At 68.5% G+C, this 13,696-nt stretch carries 10 protein-coding genes; 6 read left to right on the top strand and 4 right to left on the bottom strand.

The window, feature by feature from the left end; genetic code table 11:
* Positions 1-160: 160 nt before the first annotated feature.
* Entirely contained in the window at positions 161-1,417 is a 1,257-nt protein-coding gene (gene urtA, locus C7389_RS07980; protein ID WP_133590118.1) for an urea ABC transporter substrate-binding protein, read from the bottom strand.
* A 420-nt stretch (positions 1,418-1,837) separates the two neighbouring features.
* On the opposite strand from urtA, the gene C7389_RS07975 reads away from it, so the two are divergent.
* From C7389_RS07975 to C7389_RS07950, 6 genes are all read left to right on the top strand, one after another.
* Positions 1,838-1,999, top strand: coding sequence for a periplasmic nitrate reductase, NapE protein (locus C7389_RS07975; RefSeq protein ID WP_133590117.1), 162 nt, complete (start codon positions 1,838-1,840; stop codon positions 1,997-1,999).
* 96 nt (positions 2,000-2,095) lie between these two features.
* Entirely contained in the window at positions 2,096-2,401 is a 306-nt protein-coding gene (locus C7389_RS07970; protein ID WP_133590115.1) for a chaperone NapD, read from the top strand.
* Complete coding sequence (gene napA, locus C7389_RS07965; protein WP_133590113.1) at positions 2,373-4,865, top strand: periplasmic nitrate reductase subunit alpha; 2,493 nt, start codon at positions 2,373-2,375, stop codon at positions 4,863-4,865. The genes C7389_RS07970 and napA overlap by 29 nt, the downstream gene beginning before the upstream one ends.
* A gap of 13 nt (positions 4,866-4,878) precedes the next feature.
* On the top strand, positions 4,879-5,346 hold the full coding sequence (locus C7389_RS07960; RefSeq protein WP_133590111.1) for a nitrate reductase cytochrome c-type subunit: 468 nt from the start codon (positions 4,879-4,881) through the stop codon (positions 5,344-5,346).
* A 13-nt stretch (positions 5,347-5,359) separates the two neighbouring features.
* Positions 5,360-6,025, top strand: a complete 666-nt coding sequence (locus tag C7389_RS07955; RefSeq protein WP_133590109.1) for a cytochrome c3 family protein — start codon at positions 5,360-5,362, stop codon at positions 6,023-6,025.
* Between the two features lie 227 nt (positions 6,026-6,252).
* Complete coding sequence (locus C7389_RS07950) at positions 6,253-7,122, top strand: hypothetical protein (RefSeq protein ID WP_133590107.1); 870 nt, start codon at positions 6,253-6,255, stop codon at positions 7,120-7,122.
* A 104-nt stretch (positions 7,123-7,226) separates the two neighbouring features.
* On the opposite strand, the gene C7389_RS07945 is transcribed toward C7389_RS07950, so the two are convergent.
* The 3 genes from C7389_RS07945 to C7389_RS07935 all read right to left on the bottom strand — a co-directional run bounded on the left by C7389_RS07945 (position 7,227) and on the right by C7389_RS07935 (position 13,432).
* Positions 7,227-8,192, bottom strand: coding sequence for a response regulator transcription factor (locus C7389_RS07945; protein ID WP_133590105.1), 966 nt, complete (start codon positions 8,190-8,192; stop codon positions 7,227-7,229).
* Entirely contained in the window at positions 8,189-11,632 is a 3,444-nt protein-coding gene (locus C7389_RS07940; protein ID WP_133590104.1) for a hybrid sensor histidine kinase/response regulator, read from the bottom strand. Before C7389_RS07940 ends, C7389_RS07945 begins: the two co-directional genes overlap by 4 nt.
* Positions 11,633-11,986: 354 nt before the next feature.
* A complete protein-coding gene (locus C7389_RS07935) occupies positions 11,987-13,432 on the bottom strand; it encodes a TolC family outer membrane protein (RefSeq protein ID WP_133590102.1) in 1,446 nt (481 codons plus the stop codon).
* Positions 13,433-13,696: the final 264 nt, after the last annotated feature.

Raw genomic sequence — 13,696 nt, 5'->3', positions numbered from 1 at the left:
CGGGGCGAAGCGCTACGGGCAGATCGGGAATTCGGGAGAGAAGCGGGAACAGCAGGAAAAAACGGGCCGGCGGACAGCACCGGCACCGAAGGCACTTCAAGAAAGAGGAGAAACTCGCGCCGGGGCGGAGCGCAGCGCCCCGCCCGGCGGTACTGCGGAATTACAGACCCTGCTTGCCTTCGTTACCGGCGATGAACGGGCTCCACGGCTGGGCGCGGATCGGCTCCTTGGTCTTCCACACCACGTCGAACTGGCCGTCGGCGCGTACTTCGCCGATGTACACCGGCTTGTGCAGGTGGTGGTTGGTCTTGTCCATGGTCAGGGTGAAGCCGGAGGGCGCCTTGAAGGTCTGGCCGCCGAGCGCGGCGATGACCTTGTCGGTGTCGGTGGACTTGGCCTTCTCCACCGCCTGCTTCCACATGTGGATGCCCACGTAGGTGGCTTCCATCGGGTCGTTGGTGACCACGGTGTCGGCATTGGGCACGCCGTTCTTCTTCGCCCAGTCCTTGTACTTCTTGATGAAGGCGTCGTTCTGCGGGTTCTTCAGCGACATGAAGTAGTTCCACGCCGCCAGGTGGCCGACCAGCGGCTTGGTATCCACGCCGCGCAGTTCTTCCTCACCCACCGAGAACGCCACCACCGGCACGTCGGTCGCCTTCAGGCCGGCGTTACCCAGTTCCTTGTAGAAGGGCACGTTGGAGTCGCCGTTGATGGTGGAGACCACCGCCGTCTTCTTGCCTTCGGAGGCGAACTTCTTGATGTTGGCGATGATGGTCTGGTAGTCGGAATGGCCGAAGGGGGTGTAGTCCTCCATGATGTCCGCATCAGCCACGCCCTTGCTCTTCAGGAAGGCGCGCAGGATCTTGTTGGTGGTGCGCGGGTACACATAGTCGGTGCCCAGCAGCACGAAGCGCTTGGCGCCGCCGCCTTCTTCGCTCATCAGGTACTCGACCGCCGGAATCGCCTGCTGGTTGGGCGCGGCGCCGGTGTAGAACACGTTCTTCTCCAGCTCTTCGCCTTCGTACTGCACCGGGTAGAACAGCAGGCCGTTGAGTTCCTTGAACACCGGGTTCACCGACTTGCGGCTCACCGAGGTCCAGCAGCCGAACACCGCCGCCACCTTGTCCTGGCTGATCAGCTGGCGCGCCTTCTCGGCGAACAGCGGCCAGTTGGAGGCGGGGTCCACCACCACCGGCTCCAGCTTCTTGCCCATCACGCCGCCGCTGGCGTTGATCTCCTCGATGGTCATCAGGGCCACGTTCTTCAGCGCCGTTTCCGAGATCGCCATGGTGCCGGACAGGGAATGCAGGATGCCCACCTTGATGGTGTCGGCCGCATGGGCGCCCAGCGGGGCACCGATCGCGGCGATGGAGGCGGACAGCGCGAGGGCCTTGATGAAGTTGCGACGGGTTTGCATGTGAAGTCCCCTAGAACGGCGTTTTTGAAGGTGGCGGATCGCGTCAGCCACGTTGCAGTGCACGAATGCAGATTAGGCGCCGCCCCCCATGCGCAGGAATACGCAAGATGGCGTACCCCGTCGCCGCACCCGTGCACCGCAAGCCTTTTCCAGCCTTTCCCCTTCCCCCAAAACCGGCAACAGGCACGTGTTTCGCTGCCATGCCAACGGCAAGAATGGTCGGTACCCCCAGTGCGCCGCAACCATGGTTTAGGCAGGCCCTGCACCCGCCCTGCCGCTCGAACGCAAGCCCCGCCGGATTGCGGCAATGCAGCGTAAATGATTGTTTGCGAAGGGAATCGAGGCATGCATACTGCCGCCCACGCATGCAGCACGCTCGCTTCCCGCGCCCCGGGCGCACATCCAGGAACGGAGATGCCCATGACCCAGCCCGAGCCCCCTTCCACCCACCAGGAAGAGCAGCGCTCCTTCCTCTTCCTCGCCTTCGTCATGGCGCCGGTACTGGCAGTGCTGCTGGTTGCCAGTTACGGCTTCGTCGTGTGGTTCTACCAGCTGCTGAGCGGGCACCTGCCGACGCACTGAGACCGGCCTCCACCGCCCGCGCTCCCCAAGCGCATAGCAGCCAGCCACACCCCCGGCGGCGTATCCGCCATCGGAAGCAACCCGCAGAGGTTCGCCATGGAAGAAGTCCACGAGGAAATCCACATCGCCGGCATCCTGGTGCAGGTGCGCCCGGAGCATGCCGCCACCGTCAGCCGCCAGGTCGCCGCCATGCCCAACGCCGAGGTCTGCGCCCAGGGCGAGGGCGGCAAGCTGGTCGTCGTCTGCGAGAGCGAGGGCGCCGACGCCATGCTCGCCCTGCTCGCCGCCATCCGCGAACTGCCCGGCGTGGCCAACGTCGCGCTGGTCTACCAGCACGCCGAAAGCCGCAGCGCCATGGAAGAGGAGATCTCAGATGAAGCTGACTCGACGCGAGTTCTTTAAGCAGTCCGCCGCGCTGAGCACCGCCACCGCTGCCGGCATTCCGGCCACCGCGGGCGCGGCCAACATCGTGACCGACGCGGCGCTGACCAAGCTGCAGTGGAGCAAGGCGCCCTGTCGGTTCTGCGGCGTGGGTTGCGGCGTGAACGTGGCGGTGCGCGACGGCAAGGTGGTGGCCACCCACGGCGACATCAACGCCGAGGTGAATCGCGGCATCAACTGCGTCAAGGGCTACTTCCTGTCCAAGATCATGTACGGCGCCGACCGCCTCACCGAGCCGCTGCTGCGCATGAAGGACGGCAAGTACGACAAGAACGGCGAGCTGCAACCGGTGAGCTGGGATCGCGCCTTCGACGTCATGGCCGAGCAGTTCAAGAAGGCCCTGCGCGACAAGGGGCCGACCAGCGTCGGCATGTTCGGCTCCGGCCAATGGACGATCTGGGAGGGCTATGCCGCCGCCAAGCTGCTCAAGGCCGGCTTCCGCTCCAACAACATCGACCCCAACGCCCGCCATTGCATGGCCTCGGCGGTGGCCGGCTTCATGCGCACCTTCGGCATGGACGAGCCGATGGGCTGTTACGACGACATCGAGAACGGCCAGGTTTTCGTGCTGTGGGGGGCCAACATGGCGGAGATGCACCCCATCCTGTGGAGCCGCATCACTGACCGCCGGCTGTCCTCGCCGCAGTCGCGGGTGGTAACGCTGTCGGTGTATGAGAACCGCAGCTACGACCTCGCCGACCTCACCCTCACCTTCCGCCCGCAGACCGACCTGGCGATCATGAATTACATCGCCAACCACATCATCCGCAGCGGCGCGGTGAATCGCGGCTTCGTAGACCGCCATGCCCGCTTCATGGTGGGCAACACCGACATCGGCTACGGCCTGCGGCCGGAGAACCCGCTGCAGAAGGCGCGCAACGTGGCCGACCCCGGCGGCGGCAAACCGGCCACCTTCGAGGAATACGCCGCCTTCGTCTCGCGCTACGACCTGGACAGCGTGGCCGAACTCTCCCGCGTGCCCCGGCAGCGCCTGGAGCAGTTGGCACAGCTGTACGCCGACCCGAAGACGCCGGTGATGTCGCTGTTCACCATGGGCTTCAACCAGCACACCCGCGGCACCTGGTGCAGCCACCTGCTCTACAACCTGCACCTGCTCACCGGCAAGATCGCCGCCCCCGGCAACGGCCCCTTCTCCCTCACCGGCCAGCCCTCCGCCTGTGGCACCGCGCGCGAGGTCGGCACCTTCTCCCACCGCCTGCCAGCGGACATGGTGGTCACCAACCCCAAGCACCGCGAAACCGCCGAAACCATCTGGAAGCTGCCGCCGGGCACCATCCCGGACAAACCCGGCTACCACGCGGTGCAGCAGAACCGCATGCTCAAGGACGGCAAGCTCAACGCCTACTGGGTCATGTGCAACAACAACATGCAGGCGGCGCCCAACATCGTCGAGGAAGCCTGGCCCGGCTACCGCAATCCGGACAACTTCATCGTCGTCTCCGACGCCTACCCCACGGTGACCACCGTGGCCGCCGACCTGGTACTGCCCACCGCCATGTGGGTGGAGAAGGAAGGCGCCTACGGCAACGCCGAGCGCCGCACCCAGTTCTGGCACCAGCTGGTATCCGCCCCCGGCCAGGCGCGCTCCGATCTCTGGCAGATCATGGAGTTCTCCAAGCGCTTCCGCATGGAGGAAGTGTGGCCGGCGGAGCTGCTGGACAAGGCCCCCAACTACCGCGGCAAGACCCTCTACGACGTGCTCTTCCGCAACGGCGAGGTGGACAAGTTCCCCGCCAGCCAGGTGGAGGCCGGCTACGCCAACGACGAGGCCAAGGCCTTCGGCTTCTACGTGCAGAAAGGCCTGTTCGAGGAATACGCCCGCTTCGGCCGCGGCCACGGCCACGACCTCGCCCCCTTCGATGCCTACCACCAGGCCCGCGGCCTGCGCTGGCCGGTGGTGGACGGCAAGGAAACGCGCTGGCGCTACCGCGAAGGCTACGACCCCTACGTGAAGGCCGGCGAGGATGTGAACTTCTATGGCATGCCCGACGGCAAAGCGGTGATCTACGCCCTGCCCTACGAGCCCGCCGCCGAGGAGCCGGACAAGGACTATCCCTTCTGGCTGTGCACCGGCCGGGTGCTGGAGCACTGGCACTCCGGCTCGATGACGCGGCGGGTGCCGGAGCTTTACCGGGCCTTCCCCGACGCCGTCTGCTACATGCACCCGGACGACGCCCGCCGCCTCGGCCTGCGCCGCGGCGACGACATCGAGATCAGTTCCCGCCGCGGCGCCATGCGTACCCGGGTGGAAACCCGCGGCCGCAACAAACCGCCGCCCGGCCTCATCTTCGTGCCCTGGTTCGACGCCGGCCAGCTGATCAACAAGGTCACGCTGGACGCCACCTGTCCGATTTCGCTGCAGACCGACTTCAAGAAGTGCGCGGTCCAGATCCGCAAGGTCTAGGAGGGCCCACGCCATGCGCATCCTGATATCCGTCGGGCTGGCGGCGCTCTGTGCCACCGCCGCCCTCGCCCAGCACATCGACAACGCCCGCGGTCCGGTGCCGGTCATGGAAGAGCACGCCCCGCCACCGCTGCAGAACCCGGACAACAGCGACGTGCGCCGCCAGCGCGCCTACGCCATGCAGCCGCCCATCATCCCGCACAAGATCGAGGGCTATCAGACCGACCGCAACGCCAACCGCTGCATGATGTGCCACGCCCGCACCCGCACCGAGCAGAGCCAGGCGCCGATGATCAGCGTCTCCCACTTCACCGACCGCGACGGCAACTTCCTCGCCGAACTGTCGCCGCGCCGCTACTTCTGCCTGCAGTGCCACGTGCCGCAGGTGCCGGTGAAGCCGCTGGTGGAGAACCGCTACATCGACGTCGAGACCATGCTGCGTCGCGGCGGCTCCGCCTCCACCCTGCCCGGCCGGGAATAAGGAGGCGCGGCCCATGATCCGACTGCTGAAACGCTACTGGCGGGTGATCCGCCGGCCCAGCGTGCACTACAGCCTGGGCTTCCTCACCGTCGGCGGCTTCATCGGCGGCGTGCTGTTCTGGGGCGGCTTCAACACCGCCCTGGAAGCCACCAACACCGAAGCCTTCTGCATCGGCTGCCACGAGATGCACGACAACGTGTACCGCGAGCTGCAGCCCACCATCCACTTCAGCAACCGCAGCGGCGTGCGCGCCACTTGCCCCGACTGCCACGTGCCGCACCGGTGGACGGCCAAGATCGCGCGCAAGATGCAGGCCTCCAAGGAGGTGTGGGGCAAGATCTTCGGCACGGTGGACACGCCGGAGAAGTTCGAGAACATGCGCCTGGCGCTGGCAATGAACGAATGGCGCCGCCTCAAGGCCAACAACTCGCTGGAATGCCGCAACTGCCACGACTTCCAGTCCATGGACTTTACCCGCCAGAGCCCGCGCGCCCAGACCGCCCACTCCACCTCGCTCGCCAGCGGCGAACGCACCTGCATCGACTGCCACATCGGCATCGCCCACCGCCTGCCCGACCTCGCCGACGCTCATCGCCTGGCCGAAAAGCACGGCGGGCCGCATGTGCTGCCGGCGTTGGTGGGCGGCACGCCACGGGAGGAAGCGCAGCGGCAGGAGTGAGCGCGGCCTCCCGCCGCTGCTGCTCGCCATACGTTTCGCGCCGGAAGGGAGGGGGAACGGCGCCCGGATAAGCGCCAGCGCCCCTATGGGGCGCCCCCTCTCCCCGGCCCTCCCCCGCAAGAGGGGAGGGAGCAAACCATACCGCCCCGCCACGCCCGCGACCTATCCCACCCTCGGCCCCCGGAGCCAGAAAGCGCCCATTGTGCAGCGCGGCTAGAATGCGGACGATGTTCCGAGCGCGCCTGAACCGACAACAACGCACCTCCCTGCTGGCGCTGCTGCTGTCGCTCGCGCTGCACCTGCTGCTGTTCCTGGCGCCCAGCCCCGACCCGGTACTGGAACCACCCGCCTCCTCGCCAGCGCCCTCCATTCAGGCGCGCCTGCTGCCGCCTCCACCGGCAGCGCGGGCCACGCCGGCGCCCGCCGTCACCCCGCCGCCTCCGGCCAGGCCCGCAGCTCCGGCCGCCCGCCCCCAGCCGAGGCGAACGACGCCGCCCAGCACCGCCCGGCCGCAGCCGCGACTGACCCAGCCCAGCCCCCGGGCCATCACTGCCCCGGAAGAGGAACCGACCTGGACCGAGGCCGAAAAGGCCGAGATGAACAACTTCCTGGACGAACTCGCCCGCCAGCCGCAGCCGACGCTCGCCCAGCGCGCCCGTGCAATGGCGCGCGAGCAGGGCCGGCAGATGGCGCGGGACGACGCCAGCGAGGAAGCCCTGCTGGAAGCCCGCCCCAACGCGCCGCCCATCCATCCTTTCAGCCTGGAGAGCTATCTCAACGGCCTGCTGCGCCGCCTCAACCAGAGCGCCGGCTTCGTCCAGCGCGAAAAAGGCGACCCCGGCATCCAGCCCGCCGCCATCCGCTTCCGGCTGAACCCGGACGGCTCGCTGCAGAGCTTCGTCGTCCTCAACGCCGGCGACCAGGCGGCGGAGATCGCCTTCATCCGGTTGGTGGTGGAGCGCTCCGTGCCCTTCTCGCCCTTCCCGCCGGACATAGACCGCGCCGCCCGCTCCATGGCCATCACCATCTGCATCCGCCCGGGAACCAGCGAAGGCGGCGGCATGGGCTTCACCCGGATGAACGGGAATCGCTGCTGAGCGGACGCTTCAGCACTTGGCGGCTGGGCACTCCATGCCTCGCGCTTCCAGCCCGGCCCGACAAACCCTGTCGAACAGCTTGCTGATGTTCAAGCCCGGGCCGCTCAGCCGCCCTCGCCCGCCCCGCGCAGCTTGGCCATCGCCATCGACGCCGCCGCGGTGCGGGTCTCCACGCCCAGCTTCTCGAACACATGCTCCAGGTGCTTGTGCACCGTGCGCGGGCTGGAGCCGAGGATGTCGCCGATGTCGCGGTTGGTCTTGCCGCGGGTGACCCAGTACAGCACCTCCGCCTCCTTGGCGGTGAGGCGGAAGGCGGTGATCAGGGCTTCGGCGGCGCTGGCGTCGTTCTCCTCGCGCAGCACCACCAGCCATTCCTCTTCGCCGGTCTGGTCGTGGAAAGAGGCGAGCAGGCGGCGCGGGCCGTCGCTGGCGACCAGGGCGGGCACCTCACGGCGCTCGCGGCGGGCGGCGACGGCGGCGCGCACCCAGTCCAGCAGGCGCGGCGGCGTGCGCTCCTCAGGCTCGCCGGACGCGGGCGGGAACCAGGCGGCGATGAGCTTGCGCGACAGCGGCGTCTGCCACACCAGCCTGCCGTCGGCGGCGCGCACGGCGACGGTGGCCTGGCCGAAGGCGTCCAGCGCGCTGCGCGCCTGTTTCACCTCGCGGGCGTTGTGCACATGGGCGGCGATGCGCGCCAGCACCTCGGCCGGGCGTATCGGCTTGGTGACGTAGTCGGCGCCGCCGGCGGCGAAGGCGGCCACCACGTGTTCGGTCTCGGTGAGGCCGGTCATGAAGATCAGCGGAATGGCGCGGGTGGCGAACTCGGCCTTGAGCCGGCGCGCGACCTCGAAGCCATCCATGCCGGGCATCATCGCGTCGAGCAGGATGACGTCGGGCAGGCTCTGGCGAGCGCGGGCGAGCGCGCTCTCGCCGTTGGTGGCGACGAGCACGGTGTAGCCGGCTTCGTCCAGGGCGTCGTGCAGCAGGGAGAGGTTCTCCGGCACGTCGTCCACGATCAGCACGATGCCGGCGGCGGCGGGCAGGCCAGCGGGGTCGATGGGCGTCATCATGATGGCGGGGTTTCGGTCTGGCGGAGTATCTCGCGCATGGCGTCGAACTGGAACTGGCGGGCGAGCTCGCGCTGCACGCGAACGAACTCGGCATGGGCGGGGTCGGCGCGCTCGATCTCGGCCAGGCGGGCGAGGATGCCGCGCAGGTAGCCGAGCTCGATCAGCTCGTCCAGCCCCTGCAGCGCCTCGGCCGGCGGCAGCACCAGCGTGGGCGCGCCGGCGGCGGGCGCGGGGTCGGTGGCGGCCTGCGGCGCATCCGCCCACACCCATTCCAGGCCCAGCTTGCGACCTATCCAGTCCAGCAGCTCCTCGACCCGGATCGGCTTGAGGATGAAGTCTTCCGGCGCGATGCCGGCGTCGTTGTCCAGGCCCTTGTCGAAGGCGTTGGCGGAGATCACCGCCAGCGGCATGCTGTCCAGCCCGGCGGCGCGCAGCCGGCGTATGGTCTCCCAGCCGTCTATGCCGGGCATGGCGAGGTCCATGAACACCAGGTGGGGGCGGAAGGCGGGCAGCAGTTCCAGGCAGTCTTCGCCCGAGCCGGCCTGGCCGACCTCGAAGCCCAGCGGCTCCAGCAGGCTGACGAGCAACTCGCGGTCCACCCGCTCGTTATCCACCGTGAGGATGCGCCGGCGCACGCCCTTGTAGCCGATGCGCTGGATGCGCGGCAGCGCCTCGGCGGCCTGGATGTCGTGCAGCTGCGGCAGGAACAGGCGCACGCGGAAGGTGCTGCCTTCGCCCGGACGGCTTTCCACCGTCAGTTCGCCGCCCATGAGGTCGGTGAGCATCTTGCTGATGGTGAGGCCCAGGCCGGTGCCGGTGGTGGTGTTGGCCCGGGCGCTGCTGCCGCGGGCGAAGGGCTCGAACACATGGGCGAGTTCGTCGGCGGCGATACCGGGGCCGCTGTCTTCCACCTCGAACAGCGCCATCTCGCGACGGTAGGTGAGGTGCAGGCGCACGCTGCCACGCGGGGTGAACTTGATGGCGTTGCCGATGATGTTGATCAGGATCTGGCGCAGCCGCTTCTCGTCGGCCCGCACCACCTCCGGCAGCGTGCCGGTGCAGTCGAAACGGAAGGCCAGGCCCTTGTTGCGCGCCTGCAGCTCGAACATGCCGACGAGCTGGCGGATGAAGCCAGGGAAGGCGAGCGCGCGCATGTCGAGGGCGAACTTGCCGCTCTCGATGCGGGCGATGTCCAGCGTGCCCTCGATCAGCGACAGCAGGTGCTCGCCGCTCTTCTTGATCACGCTCACCGCCTGGCGCCGGTGCGGCGGAATGGCTTCGTCGCCGTCCAGGATCTGGGCGTAGCCGAGGATGCTGTTCAGCGGCGTGCGCAGCTCGTGGCTGATGGAGGTGACATAGCGGCTCTTGGCCTGGTTGGCCTGCTCGGCGACGCGGCGGGCGTTCTGCAGCTGCTCGTCGGTGCGGCGGTGGGATTCGATCTCCTGCATCAGCAGCCGCGTCTGGCGGTTGGACTCTTCCTGCGCCACCCGCCGGCTCTTGTGCGTCAGCACCATCCACCAGGCGCCGATGCCGCTCACCAGGAAGAGCGCGGCGAAGGTCTTCAGCAGCACGCCCTTCAGCACGCCGTCGGCCACCACCGGGCCCAGCGCCAGCACCTCGTGGTAGTACAGCGTACCGAGGAAGAGCACCAGGAAGCCGCTGACGCCCAGCATCAACAGCAGGTAGTGGCCAAGGCCGGAATCCGCGTAAGGCATTGCCCGCCGCGGCAGCACCCGTTGCAGGAAGCCGCTCCACTGCGCCGACAGCCGGGCCTGCGGCTTGCACAGGTCGCCGCAGCGGGCGTCCAGCGAACAGCACAGCGAACAGATGGTGCCCTGGTAGGCCGGGCAGTGGCTGGTGTCCTCCGGTTCGAAGGCCTGGCCGCAGACGCAGCAGGTGCGCGTCGGCACCCAGGCGCGGCCGGCGGTGGCGATGCGCTCCGGCTCGCGGGCGAGGTAGTAGCGGCCTTTGGTGGCCCAGGCGATCAGCGGCGACACGACCAGCGCCACCCCCAGCGCGACGAAGGGCGCGAAGGGTTGCCAGTCCGCCCCGAAGACGCCGACGAAGGTGCTCACCGACAGCACCGAGGCGATCAGCATCGCCCCCACGCCCACCGGGTTGATGTCGTAGAGGTGGCTGCGCTTGAACTCGACGCCCGGCGGCGACCAGCCCATCGGCTTGTTGATCACCAGGTCCGCCACCACCGCCACCATCCAGGAGATGGCGATGTTGGAATACAGCCCCAGCACCTGGCCCAGCGCCTGGAACACGTTCATCTCCATCAGCAGCAGGCCGATGAGGATGTTGAACACCACCCACACCACCCGCCCCGGATGGCTGTGGGTGAGGCGGGAGAAGAAGTTGGACCAGGCCAGCGAGCCGGCGTAGGCGTTGGTGACGTTGATCTTGAGCTGGGAGACGATGACGAACAGCGCCGTCACCGCCACCGCCCAGAAGGCGCTGTCGAACACCTGGGAGAAGCCCAGCAGGTACATTTGGTTGGGGTCCACCGCCTTGGCCGGGCTGAGGCCGTCGCGCAGCAGCATCCACGCCAGCAGCGCGCCGCCCAGCATCTTCACCACGCCGATCAGCACCCAGCCCGGCCCGCCCAGCACCACGCCGGCCAGCCAGCGCCAGCGGTTCTGCTCGGTGCGCGCCGGCATGAAGCGCAGGTAGTCGGCCTGCTCGCCCATCTGGGTGATGAGGGCAATGCCCACCGTCATCGCGCCGGCGAAGAGATGCACGTCGAACACGCCGCCCTGCCCTTTCTCGCCGGCGAACTGCCACAGCCCGGCCAGCGCCTGCGGGTCTTCCCGCAGCAGGAAGACGAAGGGCAGCGCGAGCAGGAACAGCCACAGCGGCTGGGTCAGCGTCTGCAGCTTGCTGATGGCGGTGATGCCGTGGGTGACCAGCGGGATCACCACCAGCGCGCAGATGAGGTAGCCCCAGGCCGGCGGTATGCCCAGCGCCAGCTCCAGCGCGTAGGCCATGATGGCCGCCTCCAGCGCGAACAGGATGAAGGTGAAGGAGGCGTAGACCAGCGAGGTGATGGTGGAGCCGATGTAGCCGAAGCCGGAGCCGCGCGTCAGCAGGTCCATGTCCACACCGTGGCGGGCGGCGTAGAGGCTGATGGGCAGGCCGGTGAGGAAGATGATGAGGCCGATGGCCAGCACCGCCCAGAAGGTGTTCACGAAGCCATAGGCCACCAGCATGGTGGCGCCCACCGCTTCCAGCACCAGGAAGGAGGCGGCGCCGAAGGCGGTGTTGCCGACGCGGAACTCGGTCCACTTGCGGAAGCTGCGCGGGGTGAAGCGCAGCGCGTAGTCCTCCAGCGTTTCGTTGGCGACCCAGGTGTTGTAGTCGCGCCTGACCTTGACCACCCGCTGGACGGCGTCGCCCTCGGGCAAGGAGGCTGGAACAGGGGAAGGGGTCGGGGTCATGGGCGAAGGGGTCGGGAAGGACGGCCAGGGGCACGAAGACGAAAGATAGCGCCAGAGGAGGACGGCTGGCTGCCGGCCTCGCAGGCAGTGGCCCGCGCCAGCCGGGGATCAAGGCCGGCCCGGCCTTGCGTCGCATGGTCTCCGGCCGGTCGCGCCCCTCGCCGCATTCTATTCAACCGGCAGTTGAATGAACCACTCCCGCGCCGGCGACTGCATGGCGCAGAGGCGCCCGCGTCCCGCATGCCGGCTTGCCCGGCCCCCCGCCTCGCGGTCCACATGAAAACGCCGGGTGGCCTCTCGGCTCACCCGGCGTCCGGTGCTGCCGCCAGCCCGCGGCCAGCGGTATCGACGACCTTAGCGGCGCGGCGCGGCGCCGGCTTCGCGCAGGGTTTCCGCCAGCAGGGCGTCCTTGTCGATCTTCAGCGGGTTAGGCGCGTCGGCCGGGCAGATGCTCTCCGGGTCGATGCCGCTGCGGTCCTGGCCGGCCTCGGCCGGGGTCGGCAGGTCGTCGCGGGTCACGTCCAGCGCCGGCATCAGGCGGCCGATGCCGGACAGGGTGCGGGCCTGGGCGATGACCTGGTCGTATACCGCGCCGACGTAGGCGCGGCGGGCCTGGAAGTATTCGTTCTCGGTATCCAGCAGGTCGAGCAGGGTGCGCTGGCCGATGTCGAACTGGCGGCGATAGGCCTCGCGCGCCTTCTCGATGGAGAGCTGGTGCTGGTCCAGGTAGCCGAGCTGTTCCTGCAGGCGCTGGGTGTCGTTGTAGGCGATGGACAGGGTCTGGCGCAGGTCGCGGCAGGCCTTCTCGCGCAGGTCCTTGGACTGGTTCAGCGACTCGGCGGCCTGGCGGATGCGCGCCTGGTCGGAGCCGCCGCGGAACAGGTTGTAGGTGAGCACCAACTCGACGACGCTGTCGCGGGAGTGGCCGTCCATGCCGTCGAGATTGTTGTCCAGCGCCTGGATGGCGCGGAAATCCACGCGCGGGTGGTTCGCCGCGCGTTGCGCCGCCACTGCGGACTGGCCGGCGCGCACGCCTTCCACTGCGGCATTCAGCGCCGGGTTGGTGTTGAAGGCGGTGCGCAGCGCTTCGTTGGCGTTCGGCGGCAGGGCGCCGAAAACGTTGCGATCGCCGAACAGCGGCAGGTTATCCGCCGGCTGCTCGCCGACGATGCGCAGGTAGCGGGCGCTGACGTCATGCAGGTTGGAGACTTCGGTCAGCAGGTTGGACTCGGCCAGCGCCAGGCGGCCAGTGGCCTGCTCCAGGTCCACCCGGCGGCCGACGCCGGCGCCGGCACGCTCGGCGATCTGGTCGTGGATCTGCTTGTGCTGGACGTAGTTTTCCTTGGCCAGGCGCACCAGCTCGCGGTAGCGCAGCACGTCGCCATAGGCGCGCACCGCCTCCAGCGCGGCGCTCTCGGAGGCGTCCAGCAGGTCGTAGTAGCGGGCGAGCTTGCTGTAGCCGAGGCGGGCAACCTCGTTCTTGGTATAGAAACCGTCATACACCATCTGCGTAAGCGTCAGCGTGGCGTTGCGGTGGGTGTAGTTCTGCGTGCTGACGTCCGGCCGCACTTGGCTCTCGCGGCCGACGCTGGCGGTGAGGTCCAGCCTCGGCAGGTAGCCGCCGCGGGCCACGTCGCGCTCGGCGTCGGCGGCCTGGAAAGCGTGCCAGCGGGCCTGCACCTCCGGGTTCGTCACCACGGCCTTGCGCGCGGCCTCGCGCAGCGCTTCCGGGGCAGCGGCCGTGGCGGCGCTCGAGAAGCCGAGCACGGCAAGGGAAACCAGCAAGCAGACCTTCTTCATGTTCTCTCCAGGCGAATTGGGGGCGGCAGGTACCGTGGGTTTTTCTTAGATGCCCGTGCTGCGGGCTTCCCGGACGGTGCGGCGGTGAGCGCCGATGATAATGAAATGCCGGCGGCCCCGGATGCGAACTAGAGCACAAAAGCGTCTCAAAATCGTCACACTCCGCTCTCCCTGCGACACGGGACGCCCAGCGGGCCGCGATCACGGATAATGGCCGCGGCCCTCTCCATCCCATGCCCATGCTCCCTGCCCCACCCCTGTGCC

Origin of the sequence: Azoarcus indigens, assembly GCF_004361735.1 — a bacterium.
Lineage (GTDB): Bacteria > Pseudomonadota > Gammaproteobacteria > Burkholderiales > Rhodocyclaceae > Azoarcus > Azoarcus indigens.
The sequence above is the reverse complement of the archived record's forward strand: the minus strand, read 5'-3'. Positions and strand labels throughout refer to the sequence as shown.

Bases quoted from the DNA above. Each gene is read 5' to 3' on its own strand.
- C7389_RS07970 (WP_133590115.1), top strand. From the start codon at position 2,096: ATGGAAGAAGTCCACGAGGAAATCCACATCGCCGGCATCCTGGTGCAG.
- napA (WP_133590113.1), top strand. From the start codon at position 2,373: ATGAAGCTGACTCGACGCGAGTTCTTTAAGCAGTCCGCCGCGCTGAGC.
- C7389_RS07955 (WP_133590109.1), top strand. From the start codon at position 5,360: ATGATCCGACTGCTGAAACGCTACTGGCGGGTGATCCGCCGGCCCAGC.
- urtA (WP_133590118.1), bottom strand. From the start codon at position 1,417: ATGCAAACCCGTCGCAACTTCATCAAGGCCCTCGCGCTGTCCGCCTCC.
- C7389_RS07960 (WP_133590111.1), top strand. From the start codon at position 4,879: ATGCGCATCCTGATATCCGTCGGGCTGGCGGCGCTCTGTGCCACCGCC.
- C7389_RS07975 (WP_133590117.1), top strand. From the start codon at position 1,838: ATGACCCAGCCCGAGCCCCCTTCCACCCACCAGGAAGAGCAGCGCTCC.
- C7389_RS07940 (WP_133590104.1), bottom strand. From the start codon at position 11,632: ATGACCCCGACCCCTTCCCCTGTTCCAGCCTCCTTGCCCGAGGGCGAC.
- C7389_RS07935 (WP_133590102.1), bottom strand. From the start codon at position 13,432: ATGAAGAAGGTCTGCTTGCTGGTTTCCCTTGCCGTGCTCGGCTTCTCG.
- C7389_RS07950 (WP_133590107.1), top strand. From the start codon at position 6,253: ATGTTCCGAGCGCGCCTGAACCGACAACAACGCACCTCCCTGCTGGCG.
- C7389_RS07945 (WP_133590105.1), bottom strand. From the start codon at position 8,192: ATGATGACGCCCATCGACCCCGCTGGCCTGCCCGCCGCCGCCGGCATC.